The sequence below is a fragment of the Thauera butanivorans NBRC 103042 genome, from assembly GCF_001591165.1.
In the GTDB taxonomy this organism is placed as follows: domain Bacteria; phylum Pseudomonadota; class Gammaproteobacteria; order Burkholderiales; family Rhodocyclaceae; genus Thauera; species Thauera butanivorans.
In genome coordinates, this window is record NZ_BCUG01000052.1 from 24563 (window position 1) to 43054 (window position 18492).

An 18492-nucleotide genomic window follows, 5' to 3' on the forward strand; every position below is an offset into this window, starting at 1 on the left:
AGAGAACGACATGAATCGACTTGCTGGAAAGGTGGCGGTCGTCACCGGCGGTAGCAGCGGCCTCGGCCTGGCCATCGTCCGGCGCATGGCCGAGGAAGGTGCTGCTGTCGCCATCCTCGACCTCGATGCGCAGGGCGAGGCGGTGGCGGAAGCCATCCGCAGCACAGGCGGCAAGGCACTGTTCGCGCAGTTGGACGTAACCGACGAAGACCGCGTCCGCGCAGCCATGCAGGCTACCGCCACGCAGCTCGGTGGCATCGACGTGCTGGTGAACAACGCCGGCATCGAAGGCGAGAACACGCCGACGGACAAGCTGACGCTGTCCGAATGGAACCGGGTGATGGCTGTGAATGTGACGGCGGTATTCCTATGCACCAAGCACGCCGTCCCGTATCTGCGCCAATCGGGCGGGGGCTCGATCATCAACATTTCGTCGATCTACGGCATCGTCGGCGGCGGCGACATTCCGCCCTACCACGCCGCCAAGGGCGCGGTGCGGACGATGAGCAAGAACGATGCCCTGCTCTACGCGCCCGAGCGCATCCGGGTCAATTCTATTCATCCGGGCTTCGTGTTCACGCCGTTGGTCGACCGCTACGTCCAGGACAACGGCCTGACGCACGATGCGGCCAAGACCCATCTGGACGCTCTGCATCCGCTGGGTGGAACCGGCACGCCGGACGACATCGCATGGGGCGCGGTCTACCTCGCCTCGGACGAGTCGCGCTGGGTCACCGGCGCCGAACTCGTCATCGACGGCGGCTACACCGCACGCTGATCCCGGGGCCGGCCGCCTTCGCGCGGCCGGCCATGAGCGGAGGAGACATTCATGAAAGCCATGCCCTCGGCCGGGCGCCACTGCAGGGATGGCGGCATGCCGGCGGGCTGGGCCCGCTGATATCCCCTTCCTGCCAACACGGCCAGAACACCGGCCTCATCCGTATGCCCTGCGGCGCTCGGGCCGTCCGCGGCCCAGCCCCCCCACGAGGACACCCACATGAACACCTATTACACCCAGGAAAACCACGGCCCCTACAAGCTCATCAACATCGGCCGACTCGAACTCGAAGAAGGCGGCGTGCTCGAAGAATGCACACTGGCCGTCGCCACCCATGGCCAGCTCAACGCCGCACGCGACAACGCGATCCTCGTCCCGACCTGGTATTCGGGCACGAGCAAGATCATGGAACAAATCTATATCGGTCCCGAGCATGCGCTGAACCCGGACCGCTACTTCATCATCGTCGTCAATCAGATCGGCAGCGGCCTGTCACTGTCGCCAAGCAACGCACCGGCCGAGATCGCCGGGCCGAAATTCCCCCGCGTACGCATCGGCGACGACGTCCAGGCCCAGCACCGCCTGATTACCCAGCACTTCGGCATCGAACGCCTGGCGCTGGTGCTAGGCGGCTCGATGGGCGCCCAGCAAACCTACGAATGGGCGGTACGTTATCCGGACATGGTCGAACGCGCCGCGCCCATCGCCGGCACGGCCCGCAACACCGAGCATGACTTCATGTTCGCGGAAACCCTGATCGACGCCATCGTCACCGATCCGGCTTTCCGCGACGGCAACTACACCGATTCCGCCGAAGTGGCAGCCGGTCTGCGCCGCCACGCCAAGCTATGGACGGTGATGGGCTGGAGCACCGACTTCTTTCGCGTCGGGCGCCACAAGGTGCTGGGCTTCGACAACATGGAAAGCTTCGTCGATCAGTTCATGACCGGCTACTTTGCGCCGATGGATCCGAACAACCTGCTGTGCATGATCTGGAAATGGCAGCGCGGCGACGTCAGCCGCCACACCGGCGGCAACCTGGCCCAGGCGCTCGGCCGCATCAAGGCGAAGACTTTCGTGATGCCGATCAGCCACGACATGTTCTTTCCGCCCAACGACTGCCTGGCCGAGCAGACGCGGATCGCCAACAGCGAATTCCGTCCGCTGAACAGCATCGACGGCCACCTCGCGCTGTTCGGCACCGATGCCAACTGCATCGCAGAACTGGACACCAACCTCCGGCAACTGCTGGACGCCCAAGCCGGCGCATAAGGAGCACGAGTCTGCCGCAGCCGCGGCGGGAAATGCAGGCCGCAGCCTCCGACGAGGCTGCGGTTTTTCTATTCCTGCTCCAGCCTGATGCCGCCCGTCTTTCTGAGGCAGGCCGGCGTGACGCCCATTCTGCTCCGCATCACGCGCGTCAGATGGGCCTGGTCCGAAAATCCGCACATCGCCGCGACCTGCTTGATCGCCAGCCCGTCGCGGGACAATAGACGAACGGCCCGCTCCAGCCGACGGCGGATGACATGTTCATGCGGCGAAACGCCGGCGCTGGCGCGAAAGTGCTTCGAGAAGGTCCATACGCCGAGCCCGATCGCCTCGGCCATCTGCTCGATAGTGAGCCCCTTGTGCAGATTGGCTTCCACATATTCATCCAGGCGACGCAACTGCCTGGGTGCCAGCGGCCCCACCGGCGTGTCGTCGCGGATGTCGATACAGGCATACTTGCGGAACAGATGGACCGCCAGTTGCAGAGCGAGGCCCTCGACATAGATACTGCTGCCAGGCGCGCACTGCTCCGCTTCCGCGGTGATGGCATCGACGATGCCGGTGACGACCGGATCCTGCGCCTGCAACACGTCCTGCAGGCGGACATCCACCATGCTGCGCCCGGTGATGTCCACCGCCACCCGCTGCATCAGCGCTTCCGAAAGATAAGTGTGGGACACGTTGATGCATTCGGTCCAGTGCCAATGGGACATTTCCGAGAGCGTCAGTAGCGAGAAATCGCCCGGCGTGCATTTCTTGCGGCTCCACTGCCCTTCCACCTGCCGATCCATCAGCGTCTGGCCGCGACGATAGTGGACGATCATGTAATGATCCAGCGGCGGAATATACACATCCAGGCCAGTGTAGAGATATGCGCGGTGCGCCACACCCTTCCAGCCCAATCCGTCACTGGCGGACAGAACCCGCCCTGGCACCCAGGTAGGCAGGTCCCTTGGAGTAATCAAGGTGCTCATATGACGACCAACCCGAAACTGAACGCGTTTGGAGGAACAAACATGCGGAGGCCGTCATGATACAAGAAATATTGAATTCACAAATCAAACCATCTAATGCACGGCCCGGTCTTGTCCGCCATGCGTCGAGCCCATCTGCCTTGCCGCGCGGCGCAGGAAAAGGCTGCGGCATCTTGTTTTGCCTCGGACGCTGCACGCATTGGCGTCAGCCGGCATGGACCGGTCAAAGCGTTAGTGGTGTCACGCGGACTGCTCGACCGCTGAGCGGCAACCGACAATCCCTTGTGGATTTCATGCGCGCCCCACCCTTGCAAGGCCGGGACGAGATCGAATTCCAGCGCGACCGCAGCCTGCCGCGCGAGGTCGGAGCCAGGTTCTGACAGACTGACTGGAAGTCGAGGTTCATTGGCAGGCGGCTGGCCGTCGACGCCCAGGCTGCCGATCGCTGGGGGCGGGTGCAGGCCAGCGCAGGCCGCACTCTTCCCACAATCGACAGCCTGCTGGCAACCACGGCGCTTCACTACGACCTAGCGCTGGCTACGCGCAACACCAAGGATGTCGCGGGTCTGAACCTGCGTCTGATCAATCCTTGAGAAACGTGACCTCCATCCGTGAAGCGCTATCGGTATACGGGATGCCGGCGGCACAGTTCCGTCACCTGTCCCCGCACCCGGTCGCGCACCATCGCCAGCGCACCGCCGCCCGCCTCCAGCGCGTCCAGCACGTCGCACAGCCAGCCGGCCAATTGCTCGCACTCGGCGGTGCCGAAGCCGCGCGTGGTGACGGCCGGCGTGCCGATGCGCAGCCCCGAGGTGACGAAGGGCGAACGCGGGTCGTTGGGCACCGAGTTCTTGTTCGCGGTGATGTGGGCGTCACTCAGCGCGGCGTCCGCGTCCTTGCCGGTGTAGGGCTTGGCGGACAGGTCGATCAGCATCAGGTGGTTGTCGGTACCGCCGGACACGATCTTGTAGCCGCGCTGCTGGAGCACCGCGGCCATGGCGCGGGCATTGGCCACCACCTGACGCTGGTAGGTCTTGAACTCGGGCCGCAGTGCTTCCTTGAAGGCCACCGCCTTGGCGGCGATGACGTGCATCAGCGGGCCGCCCTGGATGCCGGGGAACACGGCGGAATCGAGCTTCCGGCAGAAATCCGCCCCCTGCCCCTGCGCCAGGATGATGCCGCCGCGCGGGCCGCGCAGGGTCTTGTGGGTGGTGCTGGTCACCACATGGGCATGAGGCAGCGGGTTCGGGTACTCGCCCGCCGCCACCAGGCCGGCGACGTGGGCCATGTCCACCCAGAAGATGGCGCCCGCCTTGTCGGCGATGGCGCGCATGCGCGCCCAGTCCTTGTGCCGCGAATAAGCCGAGAAGCCGCCAATCAGCAGTTTCGGCCGGGTTTCCAGCGCGATGCGCTCCATCTCATCGTAGTCGATCAGCCCCGTCTCCGGATCGAGCCCGTAGGGCACGATCCTGTAGTGCCGGCCGGAGAAGTTGGACGGGTTGCCGTGCGTCAGGTGGCCGCCCTGGGCCAGGTTCATTCCCATCACGGTGTCGCCGGGCTCGGCCAGCGCCAGGAACACCGCGGCGTTGGCCTGGGCGCCGGCATGCGGCTGCACGTTGGCGTAGTCGCAGCCGAACAGCGCCTTGGCGCGCTCGATCGCCAGCCGCTCGGCCACGTCCACATGCTCGCAGCCGCTGTAGTAGCGCTTGCCGGGATAGCCTTCGGCGTACTTGTTGGTGAACACCGAGTTCTGCACCGCCATCACCAGCGGGCTGGCGTAGTTCTCGGAGGCGATCAGCTCGGCATGGTCTTCCTGGCGGCTTTCCTCGCCGCGCAGCGCGGCGGCCAGCGCCGGATCGAAGCCGGCAAGCGTCGTGGAGGCGTCGTACATGGCGCGATTCCTATGTTTGGTCGGTGTCGAGCAGGCGCGCGACGCGCGCCGCGATGTCGTCGATCTGCGCCTCGCTGCAGATCAGCGGCGGCAGCAGGCGGATAGTGCTGCCCCGGGTCACGGTGATCAGCAGGCGCTGTTGTTCCAGCGCGCGGCCCACCAGTCCGGCGCAGGGGCGGTCCAGTTCGATGCCGATCATCAGCCCCTGGCCGCGGATGGCGAGCACATCGGGATGGCCGTGCAGCGCCGCGCGCAGCGCGGCCAGCAGGCGCCGACCCAGCACGGCGGCGCGCCGCGGAAGCTGCTCGCGCGCCATCACGTCGATCACGGCGCAGCCCACCCGGCAGGCCAGCGGATTGCCGCCGAAGGTCGAGCCGTGCCCGCCGGGCGAGAACAGCGCCGCCGCCGGCCCGCGCGCCAGGCAGGCGCCGATCGGAAAGCCGTTGCCCAGCCCCTTCGCCAGCGTCACCACGTCGGGCACGACGCCCGCATGGCGGTAGCCGAACCAGGCGCCGGTGCGCCCCATGCCGGTCTGCACTTCGTCGATCATCAGCAGCCAGCCGTGGCGGTCGCAGAGCGCGCGCAGCTCGCGCAGCCAGGCGGTGCCGGCCGCGTGCACGCCGCCTTCGCCCTGCACCGTCTCGACCAGCACGGCGACGATGCCCGGCACTTCCGCCGCCACCCGCCGCACGGCCCCGATGTCGTCGTACGGCACGCGCACGAAACCGGGCATCAAGGGCTCGAAGCCGCGCTGCGCCGCCGGGTTGCCGCTGGCCGCCAGGGTGGCGAGCGTGCGGCCGTGGAAGCCGTTGTCCATCACCAGCACCTGCGGCTGCGCCACCCGGGCGTGATGGGCATGCAGGCGGGCGAGCTTGAGCGCGGCCTCGTTGGCCTCCGCCCCCGAGTTGCAGAAGAAGGCCCGCTCCATGCCCGCCAGCGCGCACAGCCGCTCGCCGAGACGCTCCTGCCAGTCGATGCGGAACAGGTTGGAGGTGTGCAGCAGCAGCCCGGCCTGCTCGGCGATGGCGGCGGCGATGTCCGGGTGGGCATGGCCGAGGCTGGTGACGGCCACGCCCGCCATCGCGTCCAGGTATTCGACGCCGTCCGCGTCCCACAAGCGCGCGCCGCTGCCGCGCACGAAGGCGACCGGCTGGCGGGCGTAGGCCTGCATCAGATGGGATGAGGTATCCGTCATGCGTCCCGCCCTCCGCCGTCCTGCGCGCCGGGCGCGTCGGAACCGGGCCAGTAGTGGCTGTCCGGCAGCGCACGCGCGCCGAAGATGGCCTGCCCCACGCGGACCACGGTGGCGCCTTCCTCGACGGCGATCTCGAAATCGCCCGACATGCCCATCGACAGTTCGTCCAGGCCGATGCCGTCGGGCACGATCTGGCGCAGCCGGTCGCGCAGCGTGCGCAGCAGCACGAAGCACTGCCGCACCCGCTCGGCCTCGCTGGAGAACAGCGCCAGCGTCATCAGCCCGCGCACGCGCAGCGCCGGAAAGGCCGGCAGCGCCCACAGGAAGGCCGCGACCTCGGACGGCGGCAGGCCGTACTTGCTGGGTTCGCCCGAAGTGTTGACCTGCACGAACACGTCCAGCGCGCGCCCCTCGGCCTGCAGCCGGCGCTCCAGCGCCTCGGCCACGCGCAGGCTGTCCAGCGCCTGGAACTCGCTCGCGAAGCGCGCCACCAGCCTGGCCTTGTTGGTCTGCAGGTGGCCAATCACCGACCAGCGCAGATCCGGCAGGTCGGCCATCGCCTCCCACTTGCGCTGCGCCTCCTGCACCTTGTTCTCGCCCAGCATGCGGCAACCCGCCGCATGGGCCAGGCGGATGTCGGCCTCGGGCCGGGTCTTGCTGACCGGCAGCAGGCGTACGCCGGCCGGGTCGCGTCCCGCGCGGCGGCAGGCGGCAGCGATGCGCGCCTGCACGGCGGCGACGTTGTGGCGCAGGTCTTCGACCGTCGCGGCCTGCGGGTAGCGGCCGTGCCGGTCGTGGCGGGTGGGGGTGGCGGGGGCCGGGGACGCCCCGCCCGTGGCGGATGGATCGTGGATCAATTCGACTCTCCTTTGCCGGCCGCGGCATGCACGGTCCGCCACGGCGCCCACGGCAGCCGGCCGTTGAGCACCGCATGCGCCAGCAGGCCGACCACCAGCCCCCAGAAGGCGCCGCCGATGCCCAGCAGGGTGATGTTGGCGGCGGCGGCCAGAAAGGTGATCAGCGAGGCTTCGCGCGTCCCGGCATCGGCCAGGGCATTGGCCAGGCTGCCGCCGATGGTGCCCAGCAGCGCCAGGCCCGCCAGCGTGGTGATGAAGGTTGCCGGGAAGGCCATGAAGACGGCCGCCAGCGTCACCCCGAAGACGCCGACCAGGATGTAGCACACGCCTGCGGCGATGCCGGCGATCCAGCGCCTGGACGGGTCTTCGTGCGCCTCCCGGCCGGTAGCGATGGCGGCGGTGATGGCGGCGATGTTGAAGGCGTGCGAACCGAATGGCGCCATCAGCAGCGAACCCAGCCCGGTGATCGTCACGATGGGATTGGCGCTGGTCCTGAAGCCGTCGTTGCGCAGCACCAGCATGCCGGGCATGTACTGCCCGGTCAGCGTGATCAGGAACAGCGGCAGCGCCACGCCGAGCAAGGCATTCAGCGAGAACGCCGGCATCGTGAACACCGGTGCGGCCAGCTTCAGCTCCAGCCCCGACAGATCGACGCGGTGCTGCAGCAACAGCAAGGCCAGCCCCAGCACCAGGATGCCGACGACCGCATAGCGCGCGCTGAAGCGCTTGAGCACCACATAGGCGACGATCAGCAGGCCTGCCAGCAAAGGGTCGATGCTCATGCCGCCGAAGGCCTTGATGCCGAACTGCAGCAGGATGCCCGCCAGCAGCCCGGCGGCCACGCCAGACGGAATCAGCCGGATGACGCGCTCGAACCAGCCCGACAGCCCGAGCACCACGAAAGCGGCGGCCGAAATCATGTAGGCGCCGACCGCCTCCGCATACGGCGTGGTGCCCAGGGCCACGACCAGGAAGGCGGCGGCCGGCGTCGACCAGGCGGTGATGATCGGCACGCGCATCATCCAGCTCAGCATCACGCCCGTCACCCCCACGCCGATCGAAACCGACCACACCCACGAGGCCGTCAGTTCCGGGCTGAGTCCGGCCACCCTGGCGGCCTGGAACACCAGGATGAAGGTGCCGCCATAATTGACGATGACCGAGATCAGACCGGCCACCACCGGGTGGGCGAAATCGCCGAAACGGAGGGCGGAAAAAGATCTGGATGAAGACATGGCCTGTCTGCGGCTCCCTGGTCGATGAAGTTTTGACGCGGATGGAAAGCTGCTTTATATCTTGGCAATGGCTTGCCATACCCTGCCACTTTATCGATATCGAGCAGACCACTTGTTCAAGCACGCCCAACTCGAATCCGTCAAAGCCTGGATCGGCGACCCGACGCATGGCGCCCTGCCGCTGCATGCACGCATCCAGCGCGCCATTCGCCAGTTGATCCTCGATGGCGCACTCGATGCGGGCAGGCCATTGCCCGCGTCGCGCGCGCTGGCGAAGTCGCTGGGGGTTTCCCGCGATACGGTGGAGTCGGCCTACGGCCAGCTACATGCGGAAGGCTTCATCGAACGGCGCGTCGGCAGCGGCAGCTTCGTGTCCGGCAAGCTGCAGCGCACACCCGGCCGCAGCAGCGCGCCGCGCACCGGAGCGCGGCCCGGCCCGGCGCCCGCCCCCCAGCCCGGCCCGCACCTCAGCCAGCGCGGCGCCGCCCTGTTCCGTGACGGCGGCGTGCGCGACTTTCCCGCACCGCGCCCCTTCGCCCCCGGCGTGCCGGAAACGCGCGGCTTTCCGCTGCACACCTGGGAACGCCTGCAGCGCCAGGTACTGAAGGAACACGGCACCCAGGCCCTGCGCCACGGCCCGCCGCAGGGCGTCGAGGCGCTGCGGCGGGCGATCGCGGACCACGTCAACCTGGAACGCGGCGGCCACGCCACGGCGGAACGCGTACTGGTGCTGACCAGCTCGCAGCAGGCCATGACGCTGTGCGCGCACGTCCTGCTCGACCCCGGCGAGCGCATCTTCATCGAAGACCCGGTTTATCACGGCGCGCGCAAGGCCTTCGACGCCGCCGGCCTGCGGTGCGTGCCGGTGCCGCTGGACGGCCAGGGCATGCAGGTGGCGCGGCTGGGCGCCGATGCCGAGCCGGCGCGGGCGGTGTTCGTCACCCCTTCGCACCAGTTCCCCACCGGCACCACGCTGGCACTGGAACGGCGGCTGGCGCTGATCGAATGGGCGCGACAGCGGCAGGCCTGGATCATCGAGGACGACTACGACAGCGAATTCCACTACGCCGGCCGCCCCACCGCCTGCGTGCAGGGGCTGGACGCCCACGAACGCACGATCTACATCGGCACCTTCACCAAGTCGCTGTTTCCCGGCCTGCGCATCGGCTACATGGTGCTGCCGCCGCAGCTCGTCGCGCCGATGACGGTGGCGCGCACCCTGCTGGACGGCCACAGCGCCCCCATCCCGCAACTGACGCTGGCCCGCTTCATGGAAGATGGGCATTTCGGCGCCCACGTCCGCGCCATGCGCAGCGTGTATGCGAAACGACGCGACGTGCTGGCGGAGCTGATCCACCGCCGCCTGGGCGATGTCCTCACCCCCACGGTGCCGGCAGGCGGCATGCAGATGCCGTGCGCGCTGAGCTGCGACATCCCCGAACGCACGCTGATCGACCACGCCCGGCGGGCCGGCATCGAGCTGCTGGGCCTGAGCGGCCTGCACGCCTCGGACCGCGGCCAGCCCGGCTTCCTGATGGGTTTCGCCGCCTACACCCCGGCAGAGATGGAAAGCGCGGTCAAGGCGCTGGCGGAGGTGTTCCAGGCACTGGCGCCTCCGCGCGGCGCAGGAACAGCGCGGCGATGAGCGCCGTCGCCAGCATGATCGCGGCGCCGATCACCGAGTTGACGTGCAGCGCCGCCGAGAAGGCTTCGCGCGCGGCATGCAGCAGCGCCGCGCCGGCCTCGCCCGGCAGCAGTTCCGCCGCGCCGAGCGCGCCGCCCAGGGTATCGACCGCCGATGCGGCGAGTTCGGGCGGCAGCCCTTCGGGCAGCTCGGCCAACATGTGGCCGCGGTAGACCGCCGCGCCCACGCTGCCGATGATCGCGATGCCCAGCGCCATGCCGAGTTCGGTAGCGGTCTCCGAGGTGGCCGCGGCGGCGCCGGTCTTGGTCGGCGGCGCGGCGCCGACCACCAGGTCGGTGCCCAGGATCATCATCGGCATCACGCCGATGCCCAGCAGCGAGGTGCCGCCGACCAGCAGCCACACCGAGGCCGGGCCGCCCACCAGCATCATCGCGACGAAGCCCGGCAGCGCCAGCAGCAGGCCGGCACTGACCAGCCGTTCCGGCGGGTAGCCGCGCGCCAGCCGCGGCACCCACATCGACGCTGCCACCTGCAGCAGCGCGGGCGGCAGCATGACGATGCCGGCATCGAGCGGTGACAGGCCGAGCACGCCCTGCAGGTACTGGAACACCATCAGCCAGGTGCCGGACAGCGCCAGGATGGTCAGCAGCATCGCCACCACCGACACCGAAAAACCCCGGTTGGCGAACAGGCCGAGGTCGAACATCGGCTGCGCCAGGCGGCGCTGGCGGCGCACGAACAGCACGCCGACCGCCAGTCCGAGGACGATGGCCGCCAGCGCCTGCAGCGTGACGCCGTCGCGCGCGACCGACTTGATGCCGAAGATCACCGCCAGCAGCATGCCGACGCACAGCAGCGCGCTCGGCAGATCGAGCGGGCCGGCCGCGTCGTCGCGGAACTCCGGCAGCAGCAGCGGACCGGCGACCAGCAGCACCAGCATCACCGGCACGCCGAGCAGGAACACCGAGCCCCAGGGGAAATATTCGAGCAGCGCGCCGCCGACCAGCGGGCCGATCGCGCTGCCGACAATGAAGCCGGTCATCCACACCGTGATCGCCACCGTGCGCTCGCGCTCGACATGGAACATGTTGCGGATCAGCGACAGCGTGGACGGCATCAGCGTGGCGCCGGCGATGCCGAGCAGCGCGCGGGTGGCGATCAGCATCGCCGCGCTGGTCGACAGCGCCGCCAGCACCGAGGCCACGCCGAAGGCGAAGGCGCCGGCCAGCAGCAGGCGGCGCCGGCCGATGCGGTCACCCAGCGTGCCCATCGTGACCAGGAAGCCGGCGATCATGAAGCCGTAGATGTCCAGGATCCACAGCAGCTCGCTGCTGCTCGGGCGCAGGTCGGCGCTCAGGTGCGGCGCGGCCAGGTGCAGCACCGTCATGTCCAGCGCCAGCAGCAGCGTGGGCAGCACCAGCACCGCGAGCCCCCACCATTCGCGGCGGGTGGCGGGACGGGGCGGGACGGCGGCAACGGACGGCGGCGAAGACATGGGGACGGGCATCGAAAAGCGGACCGTGGATTATGGCGCCCGCAGGCCTGCAGTGCCACCGGCCTGCCGCTGCAAGGCGGGTGCGATGCCCATCCTTCCACAGCCACGGCGGCATCCGGGTCCGCCGGCGGCCCGGCGAATCACGCATTCCACGCCGTTCCGCGGCATCATGCGCAGCATCACCGTTCCATCCGCGCATCCATGCCCCCCGACCTCGGCACTCCACTGGACCTCTACTGCGAACGCGCCTCGGCGGCCTTCTGGGCCGAGCCGGTCAATGCGCTGACCAACCTGTCCTTCATCGCCGCCGCCTTCGGCCTGCTGCATCTGGTCCGGCGCGAAAGGCTGCGGCTCGATCCGGCGGGCGGCTTCCTGGTGGCCAACGTGGCCCTGATCGGCATCGGCAGCTTTCTGTTCCACACCCTGGCCAATCGCTGGACGCTGGTCGCCGACGTATTGCCGATCTTCATCTACCAGCTCGCCTTCGTCGGCCTCTACGCCCGCCGGGTGAGCCGCCAGCCGGTGGCCGTGGTGGCCGGGCTGGTGCTGCTCCATCTCGCCCTGTCCTTCGCCTTCGCCAGCCTGCCGCGGGCCTGGCTGAACGGTTCGCTGGCCTACGGCAGCGCGCTGGTGTTCGTCGCCGGCATCGGCCTCCACCACCTGCGCGCCGGCCGCCGCGACGCCTGGGGCGTGCTGGCGGCATTCGCCGTGCTCGTGCTATCGCTCGCTTTCCGTTCGATCGACCAGCAGGTCTGCCCGCACGCTGCGCTCGGCACCCATTTCCTGTGGCACCTGCTGAACGGGCTGGTGCTCTACCTCACCACCCGGGCCTATCTGCTGAACGCGCCGCCGGCCCTCCCCCCGCGGCCGCGCTGAGCACTATGCGGGCCGGCGGCTCCGTCGTCGAGCATGTCGACGTACAGGGCTTCGACCTGCGCACGCGCCCACGGCGTGCGGCGCAGGAACTTGAGGCTGGAGGCGATGCTGGGCTCGTGGGTGAAGCAGCGGATCGCCACCCGGCGGCCGAGTCCGTCCCAGCCGTAGTGTTCGACCAGGGCATGGAGCAGGTTTTCGAGGGTGATGCCGTGCAGGGGGTTGTTGGGCTGGGTGCTCATGCGGATGTCCGTCAGTGATCGAGTTGCAGCGCGGCGAGCCGGGCATAGAGGCCGCCCTGGCGGCGCAGGTCGGCCGGGGTGCCGACTTCGACGATGCGCCCGCCGTCGAGCACCACGATGCGGTCCACTCGCTGCACCGTGGCCAGGCGGTGGGCGATGACCAGCGTGGTGCGCCCGTGCATCGCCGCATCCAGGCCCTGTTGCACGAGGATCTCGGATTCGGCGTCGAGCGCGCTGGTGGCCTCGTCGAGCAGCAGCAGCCGGGCATCCTTGAGCATTGCGCGGGCGATCGCGATGCGCTGGCGCTGGCCGCCGGACAGGCGGGTGCCGCGCTCGCCGAGGAAGGTGTCGTAGCCCTCGGGCAGGCGGGCGATGAAGTCGTCGGCGCCGGCCGCGCGCGCCGCCGCGCGCACCGCCTCGTCGTCGGCGCCGGGGCGGCCGTAGCGGATGTTGTCCAGCGCGCTGGCGGAGAAGATCACCGGGTCCTGCGGCACGATCGCGATGTCCCGCCGCAGCTCGCGCAGCGCCAGGCTGCGGATGTCCTGGCCGTCGATCAGGATGGCGCCGGCCGAAATCTCGTAGTAGCGCAGCAGCAGCTGGAACAGGCTGGTCTTGCCGGCGCCGGACGGGCCGACCAGGGCGACCCGCTCGCCGGCGGCGATCTCCAGGCAGATGTCGTCGAGCGCACGCGCCTGCGGCCGCGCCGGATAGGCGAAGCCGACGTGGTCGAAACGGATCGTCATTTGCGGCAGGCGCCGCGGCGCCACCGGCGCGGCCGCTTCGCGGATCGCCGGTTCGGCCTGCAGCAGTTCGAGCAGGCGCCCGGCGGCGCCGGCCGCGCGCATGACGTCGCCCCACACCTCGGCCAGCGTGCCCGCGCCGCCGGCCACCAGCGCCGCATACAGCACGAAGGCGGCAAGCTCGCCGGTGCTCAGCTCGCCGCCCCGCACCTGCTGGGCGCCGACCCACAGCACGAAGACGATGCTGCCCATCACCGCGGCGATGATCAGCGCGGTCAGGCCCGCCCGCACCCGGGTGCGGCGGATCGCGGCGAGGAAGCCGGTTTCGCTGCGGGAGGCGAAGCGGCGGGCCTCTTCGGCCTCCTGGGTGAAGGCCTGCACGGTGGGCATGGCGTTGAGGATCTCGCCGGCCAGTGCCGAGGCGTCGGCGATGCGGTCCTGCGATTCGCGCGACAGCCGCCTGAGCCTGCGCCCGACCAGCACGATCGGCACCGCCAGCCCCAGCATCAGCCCGAGATTGAGCGCGAACAGGCCGAAGCTGGTCACCGCCAGCATCACCATGCCGCCGAGAAACTGGAACAGGCTGCGCAGGCCCATCGACACCGAACTGCCGACCACGGTCTGGATCAGCGTGGCGTCGCCGGTCAGCCGCGACAGCACTTCGCCGGTCTGCAGGGTTTCGAAGAACTCCGGCGACTGCCCGAGCACGCGCGCATACACCGCGCTGCGCAGGTCGGCCGTGACCCGCTCGCCGATCCAGGACACGGTGTAGTAGCGCGCCGCCACCACCACGCCCCAGAACGCGGCGAGCACGAACAATTGCAGGAAATGGCCGTCGAGCGCACCGGCCGTGTCTGCCTTCATCCCGGCCGCGCCGCCGAAACCGAAATCCACCAGGTCGCGAAAGGCCAGCGGCACCAGCAGCAAGGTGGCCGAGCCGAGGCACAGCAGCACGAAGGCCTGTGCGATGCGCGCGCGGTACGGGCGCAGGAAAGGCAGCAGGCCGCGCAGCGCCGACAGGCGGCGGCGCGGCGGCGTGTCGGCGGCAATGGAAGCGGCGCTGGGCTGCGGGGATGGTGGCGCGGCGGATTCGGGCATGCCCGATTATCGTCGATCGCGCCGCTGCCGTGCCTGCCGGCCCTGGCCGGGACGGTAGGCACGCACCTTCGAGCGCACGCGACATCAGCCTTCCCGTATAAGCGCTATCAAGCACGGTGCGATGGGCGCGGCGGCATGGCGACTAAACTTCGGCACGGCACGATGATCGGCCACATGAAAACGGGCCACGTCATCTGCGGAATCCGTCGTCTGCGAACCGCAGCGTGAAGTACCAAGGGCACACACCACATTCATCGGGAGACTCGCATGAGCTACGAAATCCGTTCGATCCTTTACGCCTCCGACCTCACCCCGCGTTCGCCTGCGGTTTTCCGCCATGCCGTCGGCCTGGCGATGAAGTTCAACGCCAAGCTGCATGCCGTCACCGTGACGCTGCCCTCGTCCAGCCTGCCCTACGAGGAATTCCTCAGCGAAGAGAAGATGGACGAAATCAAGCTGGCCGGGCACAAGAAGGCCGAGGCGCTGCTGCGCCACCGCATCGACGTGTTCGCCGAAGCCAACCCGGATCTCGACGTCAAGAGCGTGCTGGCCAGCGTGCGCGCGCTCGAAGGCGACGCCTCGCGCCGCATCCTCGACGTCGCCAAGCACGTGCTGGCGGACATGATCGTCATGGGCTCGCGCGGCCACAGCACGATCGGCGAGCTGCTGCTGGGCTCGGTCGCCCACAAGGTGACGATGAAGGCGGACGTGCCGGTGATCCTGGTGCCGATCGACCGCTGAGCGCAGCGTCCTGCGCCCGTTTCCACGGGGAGCGCGCCGCACGGCCCGCTCCCCGCGTGCCGTCTACGCCGACGGCAGCACGATGCGCCGGCCGCAGTCGGACAGCAGCCGGCGCAGCCAGCGATGGCCGGTCGAATGGTGGTTGCGCTCGTGCCACAGCTGGTAGAAGCGCATCGGCGGAAAGGAAATCGGCGACGGCACGATCGCGAGCTTCAGCAGATCGGCGTAGAACTGGGCGAAATGCCGGGTGGTGGTGAATACCAGGTCGGTGTTCTGCAGCAGATAGGGCGCGGCGGTGAAGGACTGCACCACCACGCGCTCGTCGCGGTTGATGCGCATCGACGCCAGCACGCTGTCGATGACGCCGCGCTGGCTGATCGAGTACGGCATCGGCACCACGTGGGCGGCGCGCATGTAATCCTCGGTCGTCATGCCCTTGCGCACCAGCGGATGGCTGGCCGCCACCAGGCAGACGATCTCGTCCTCGAGCAGCATCGACAGGTGCATGCGGTGCGGCGGCTCGGGCCAGTTGCCGATCACGACGTCGAGGTCGCCCTCGGCCAGCGAGCGCTCGAAATCGAAGTTCGGCCCCAGCGCATGCAGCGTCAGCCGCGCCTGCGGCGCCTCGCGGCGGAAGCGCTCGGCCACGCTGGCGACGAACACCGGCGCCAGATAATCGGGCGAGCCGATGCGGAACTCGTGGCGCGTGCTGTGCGGCTCGAAGGATTCCGGCGCATCGACCATGCGGTCGATCTCCGCCAGCGCCCCCTTGGCATGCGACATCAGCGCCAGCGCGCGCTCGGTCGGCACCATGCCGCCTTTCTCGCGCACCAGCAGCGGGTCGCCCAGGATGTCGCGCAGGCGCTTCAGCGCCGCACTGACGGCGGGCTGCGACTGGTTCATGCGCAAGGCGGTGCGCGACACGCTGCGCTCGGTGATCAGCAGCACGAAGATGCGCAACAGGTAGGTATCGAGCGGGTCGTCGCCGCGTCTCAGGCTCATGGTGTGGTCTCCTCGTATGTTTATAAGCGAGAGGGTATATCACTTATAAAGGCATATGTGTTTTGTTAAGAAGGGCCGGGCTTACACTGCGCCTCACACGATCCCCCGAAACCGGCAGCCAGACATACCGATTTCATCCTTCTCCACCGGACACTAGCAGGAGCAACAGCATGGGACGCCTCACCACCCACGTACTCGACACCGCCAACGGCAAACCCGGCCAGGGCATTTCCGTCATCGTCTATCGCCTCGACGGCGAGCGCCGCGAAGTGGCGCGCACGGTCACCAACCACGACGGCCGCTGCGACCAGCCGCTGCTCGAAGGCGCGGCACTCGAAGCCGGCAAATACGAAATCGTCTTCGGCGCCGGCGACTATTTCCGTGCCCAGGGCCAGAACCTGCCCGAACCGCTGTTCGTCGACGAAGTCGCGCTGCGCTTCGGCATCGCCGACACCGGCGCGCACTACCACGTGCCGCTGCTGGTGTCGCCGTGGAGCTACTCCACCTATCGCGGCAGCTGAACCTTCCCTGATCCATCGCCGCCCTTCCTGAAGACCATAACCACTACATAGAGACACGAGATCATGGAAGCCTACCTGCTCGACTGGGCCAATTTGCTGGTCCGCTGGGTACACCTGATCGCAGGCATCGCCTGGATCGGCGCATCCTTCTACTTCGTCATGCTGGATAACGCGCTGAAGCCGCCGAAGGACCCCGAAGCTTCCAAGCGCGGCGTGTTCGGCGAACTCTGGGCGGTGCACGGCGGTGGTTTCTACCACAGCCAGAAATACCTCACCGGCCCCAAGCACGAACCGCTCAGCAACGACCTGCACTGGTCGAAGTGGGAGGCCTACTCCACCTGGCTGTCCGGCATGGGCATGCTGGCCATCGTGTACTGGATCGGCGCATCCAGCTACCTGATCGACAGCAACGTGATGGCGCTTTCTCCTGCTGCCGCCATCGGCATCTCGATCGCCTTCCTCGTCGCCGGCTGGGTCTTCTACGACGTCCTGTGCCGCAACATGGTCGGCAAGGACGGCCTGCTGGTGGCGATCGTGTTCGTCTTCGTGATGGTCGCCAACTACGTGCTGCACCAGGTGTTCTCGGCCCGCGGTGCCTACATCCACGTCGGCGCGATGATCGGCACGATGATGGCGGCCAACGTCTTCTTCCACATCATTCCGGGACAGAAGAAGATGGTCGAGCAGATCCGCAACGGCGAACCGGTCGACCCCAAGCCCGGCATCGTCGGCAAGCAGCGCTCGGTGCATAACACCTACTTCACGCTGCCGGTGCTGTTCATCATGATCAGCAACCACTACCCGATGACCTATGCCAACCCGAACGGCTGGCTGATCCTCGGCGTGCTGATGATGGCCGGCGTGCTGATCCGCCAGTTCTTCGTGCTGCGCCACCGCGGCCAGGTCAAGTGGTGGCTGCCGGCCGCCGGCACCGCGCTGATCCTGCTGCTGATCGTGCTGATGGCACCGAAGCCGGTCGATGCGAGCGGCGAGAGGGTGAGCTTTTCCACCATCCGCGACGTGATGAACCAGCGCTGCGTGAGCTGTCACGCCGAGAAGCCCACCTACGACGGTTTCGTGCAGGCGCCCAAAGGTATCGCGCTGGAGACACCGGAGCAGATCCGCCAGCACGCGGCCAAGATCGCCGAGACGATCGCCAGCGGCTACATGCCCCTCGGCAACCTGACCGGGATCACCGACCAGGAGCGCGAAGCCGTCGCCATCTGGCACGCCCAGGGCGCTTCCACCACCGACTGAGAACGCCCGGCGCCGCGGGCCGCCGCCCGCGCGCGCCAGGACCGGCATTCCATACTGAATCCCACGAGGGAAGAGACAAATGACTACCCACACCGCCGCCTCTCCAGCGACCGCCCCGGCCACCGCACTGGCCGAACTGTCCCGCCTGCCGCAGGACGCCTTCGTCGCCCGCCTCGACGGCATCTTCGAACACTCGCCCTGGATCGCCGAGCGCGCCTGGAGCACCGGCCCCTTCACCAGCGTCGATGCGCTGCACGCCGCGATGTGCCTGGTGGTGGACACCGCCGCCCCGTCCGAACAGCTCGCCCTGATCTGCGCCCACCCGGAGCTGGCGGGCAAGGAAGCCGAGGAAGGCACGCTGACCACCGCTTCGACCGGCGAGCAGCGCGGCGCCGGCCTGGACCAGTGCAGCAAGGAAGAGCTGCAGCGCCTGCGCGACCTGAACAAGGCCTACCGCGAACGCTTCGGCTTTCCCTTCGTGATCGCGGTCAAGGGCCTGACCCGCTACCAGATCATGGACGGCGTCGAAGCCCGCCTGGCCAACGACCGCGACACCGAATTCCGCACCTGCCTGAAGGAAATCGGCAAGATTGCCCGTTTCCGCCTGGACGCACTTTTCGCAGCCCAGGGCTGACCACCGGCTGAACGAGGCTCTCCGATGACTTCGCAAATCATTACA

Annotated in this window: 17 protein-coding genes; 8 read left to right on the forward strand and 9 right to left on the reverse strand. The window is 68.4% G+C overall.

Going from position 1 to position 18492, the window contains the following annotated elements; genetic code table 11:
• Positions 1-10: 10 nt before the first annotated feature.
• Together TBU01S_RS17975 and TBU01S_RS17980 are read left to right on the forward strand one after the other, a co-directional pair.
• Positions 11-778 (forward strand): SDR family NAD(P)-dependent oxidoreductase, encoded by a 768-nt coding sequence (locus TBU01S_RS17975; RefSeq protein WP_068638650.1) that lies wholly within the window; start codon positions 11-13, stop codon positions 776-778.
• 219 nt (positions 779-997) lie between these two features.
• Positions 998-2050: an alpha/beta fold hydrolase gene (locus TBU01S_RS17980; protein WP_068638652.1), complete on the forward strand. Its 1053-nt coding sequence runs from the start codon at positions 998-1000 to the stop codon at positions 2048-2050.
• 68 nt (positions 2051-2118) lie between these two features.
• Here TBU01S_RS17980 and TBU01S_RS17985 read toward each other — a convergent pair whose 3' ends face one another.
• The 5 genes from TBU01S_RS17985 to TBU01S_RS18005 all read right to left on the reverse strand — a co-directional run bounded on the left by TBU01S_RS17985 (position 2119) and on the right by TBU01S_RS18005 (position 8199).
• Positions 2119-3021 carry an AraC family transcriptional regulator gene (locus TBU01S_RS17985; protein WP_068638654.1) on the reverse strand — a complete coding sequence of 301 codons (903 nt, stop codon included), beginning with the start codon at positions 3019-3021 and terminating at the stop codon, positions 2119-2121.
• A 619-nt stretch (positions 3022-3640) separates the two neighbouring features.
• Positions 3641-4912, reverse strand: a complete 1272-nt coding sequence (gene glyA, locus TBU01S_RS17990; RefSeq protein ID WP_068638656.1) for a serine hydroxymethyltransferase — start codon at positions 4910-4912, stop codon at positions 3641-3643.
• Positions 4913-4922: 10 nt separating this feature from the next.
• Positions 4923-6107, reverse strand: coding sequence for an aspartate aminotransferase family protein (locus tag TBU01S_RS17995; protein WP_068638658.1), 1185 nt, complete (start codon positions 6105-6107; stop codon positions 4923-4925).
• Positions 6104-6961 (reverse strand): YggS family pyridoxal phosphate-dependent enzyme, encoded by an 858-nt coding sequence (locus TBU01S_RS18000; protein ID WP_068638682.1) that lies wholly within the window; start codon positions 6959-6961, stop codon positions 6104-6106. Before TBU01S_RS18000 ends, TBU01S_RS17995 begins: the two co-directional genes overlap by 4 nt.
• Entirely contained in the window at positions 6961-8199 is a 1239-nt protein-coding gene (locus tag TBU01S_RS18005) for a benzoate/H(+) symporter BenE family transporter (protein ID WP_068638660.1), read from the reverse strand. Before TBU01S_RS18005 ends, TBU01S_RS18000 begins: the two co-directional genes overlap by 1 nt.
• Positions 8200-8311: 112 nt before the next feature.
• On the opposite strand from TBU01S_RS18005, the gene pdxR reads away from it, so the two are divergent.
• Positions 8312-9844, forward strand: coding sequence for a MocR-like pyridoxine biosynthesis transcription factor PdxR (gene pdxR, locus TBU01S_RS18010; protein WP_068638662.1), 1533 nt, complete (start codon positions 8312-8314; stop codon positions 9842-9844).
• On the opposite strand, the gene TBU01S_RS18015 is transcribed toward pdxR, so the two are convergent.
• Positions 9777-11339 (reverse strand): MFS transporter, encoded by a 1563-nt coding sequence (locus TBU01S_RS18015; RefSeq protein ID WP_068638684.1) that lies wholly within the window; start codon positions 11337-11339, stop codon positions 9777-9779. The genes pdxR and TBU01S_RS18015 overlap by 68 nt on opposite strands.
• A gap of 201 nt (positions 11340-11540) precedes the next feature.
• Between TBU01S_RS18015 and TBU01S_RS18020 the strand changes: the two genes are divergently transcribed.
• Positions 11541-12215: a ceramidase domain-containing protein gene (locus TBU01S_RS18020; RefSeq protein WP_068638664.1), complete on the forward strand. Its 675-nt coding sequence runs from the start codon at positions 11541-11543 to the stop codon at positions 12213-12215.
• Here TBU01S_RS18020 and TBU01S_RS18025 read toward each other — a convergent pair.
• Positions 12170-12454, reverse strand: coding sequence for a VF530 family protein (locus tag TBU01S_RS18025; RefSeq protein ID WP_068638666.1), 285 nt, complete (start codon positions 12452-12454; stop codon positions 12170-12172). The genes TBU01S_RS18020 and TBU01S_RS18025 overlap by 46 nt on opposite strands.
• A gap of 11 nt (positions 12455-12465) precedes the next feature.
• Positions 12466-14292 (reverse strand): ABC transporter transmembrane domain-containing protein, encoded by a 1827-nt coding sequence (locus TBU01S_RS18030; RefSeq protein WP_068638668.1) that lies wholly within the window; start codon positions 14290-14292, stop codon positions 12466-12468.
• Between the two features lie 267 nt (positions 14293-14559).
• Between TBU01S_RS18030 and TBU01S_RS18035 the strand changes: the two genes are divergently transcribed.
• Positions 14560-15033 carry a universal stress protein gene (locus TBU01S_RS18035; protein WP_068638670.1) on the forward strand — a complete coding sequence of 158 codons (474 nt, stop codon included), beginning with the start codon at positions 14560-14562 and terminating at the stop codon, positions 15031-15033.
• Between the two features lie 63 nt (positions 15034-15096).
• On the opposite strand, the gene TBU01S_RS18040 is transcribed toward TBU01S_RS18035, so the two are convergent.
• The gene (locus TBU01S_RS18040; protein WP_068638672.1) at positions 15097-16035 is read right to left on the reverse strand and encodes a LysR family transcriptional regulator; all 939 of its coding nucleotides are present in this window, start codon (positions 16033-16035) and stop codon (positions 15097-15099) included.
• Between the two features lie 170 nt (positions 16036-16205).
• On the opposite strand from TBU01S_RS18040, the gene uraH reads away from it, so the two are divergent.
• The 3 genes from uraH to uraD all read left to right on the forward strand — a co-directional run bounded on the left by uraH (position 16206) and on the right by uraD (position 18447).
• The gene (uraH, locus tag TBU01S_RS18045; RefSeq protein WP_068638674.1) at positions 16206-16556 is read left to right on the forward strand and encodes a hydroxyisourate hydrolase; all 351 of its coding nucleotides are present in this window, start codon (positions 16206-16208) and stop codon (positions 16554-16556) included.
• 63 nt (positions 16557-16619) lie between these two features.
• Positions 16620-17813 carry a urate hydroxylase PuuD gene (locus TBU01S_RS18050; RefSeq protein WP_068638676.1) on the forward strand — a complete coding sequence of 398 codons (1194 nt, stop codon included), beginning with the start codon at positions 16620-16622 and terminating at the stop codon, positions 17811-17813.
• Between the two features lie 79 nt (positions 17814-17892).
• On the forward strand, positions 17893-18447 hold the full coding sequence (uraD, locus tag TBU01S_RS18055; RefSeq protein WP_068638677.1) for a 2-oxo-4-hydroxy-4-carboxy-5-ureidoimidazoline decarboxylase: 555 nt from the start codon (positions 17893-17895) through the stop codon (positions 18445-18447).
• Positions 18448-18492 lie beyond the last annotated feature (45 nt).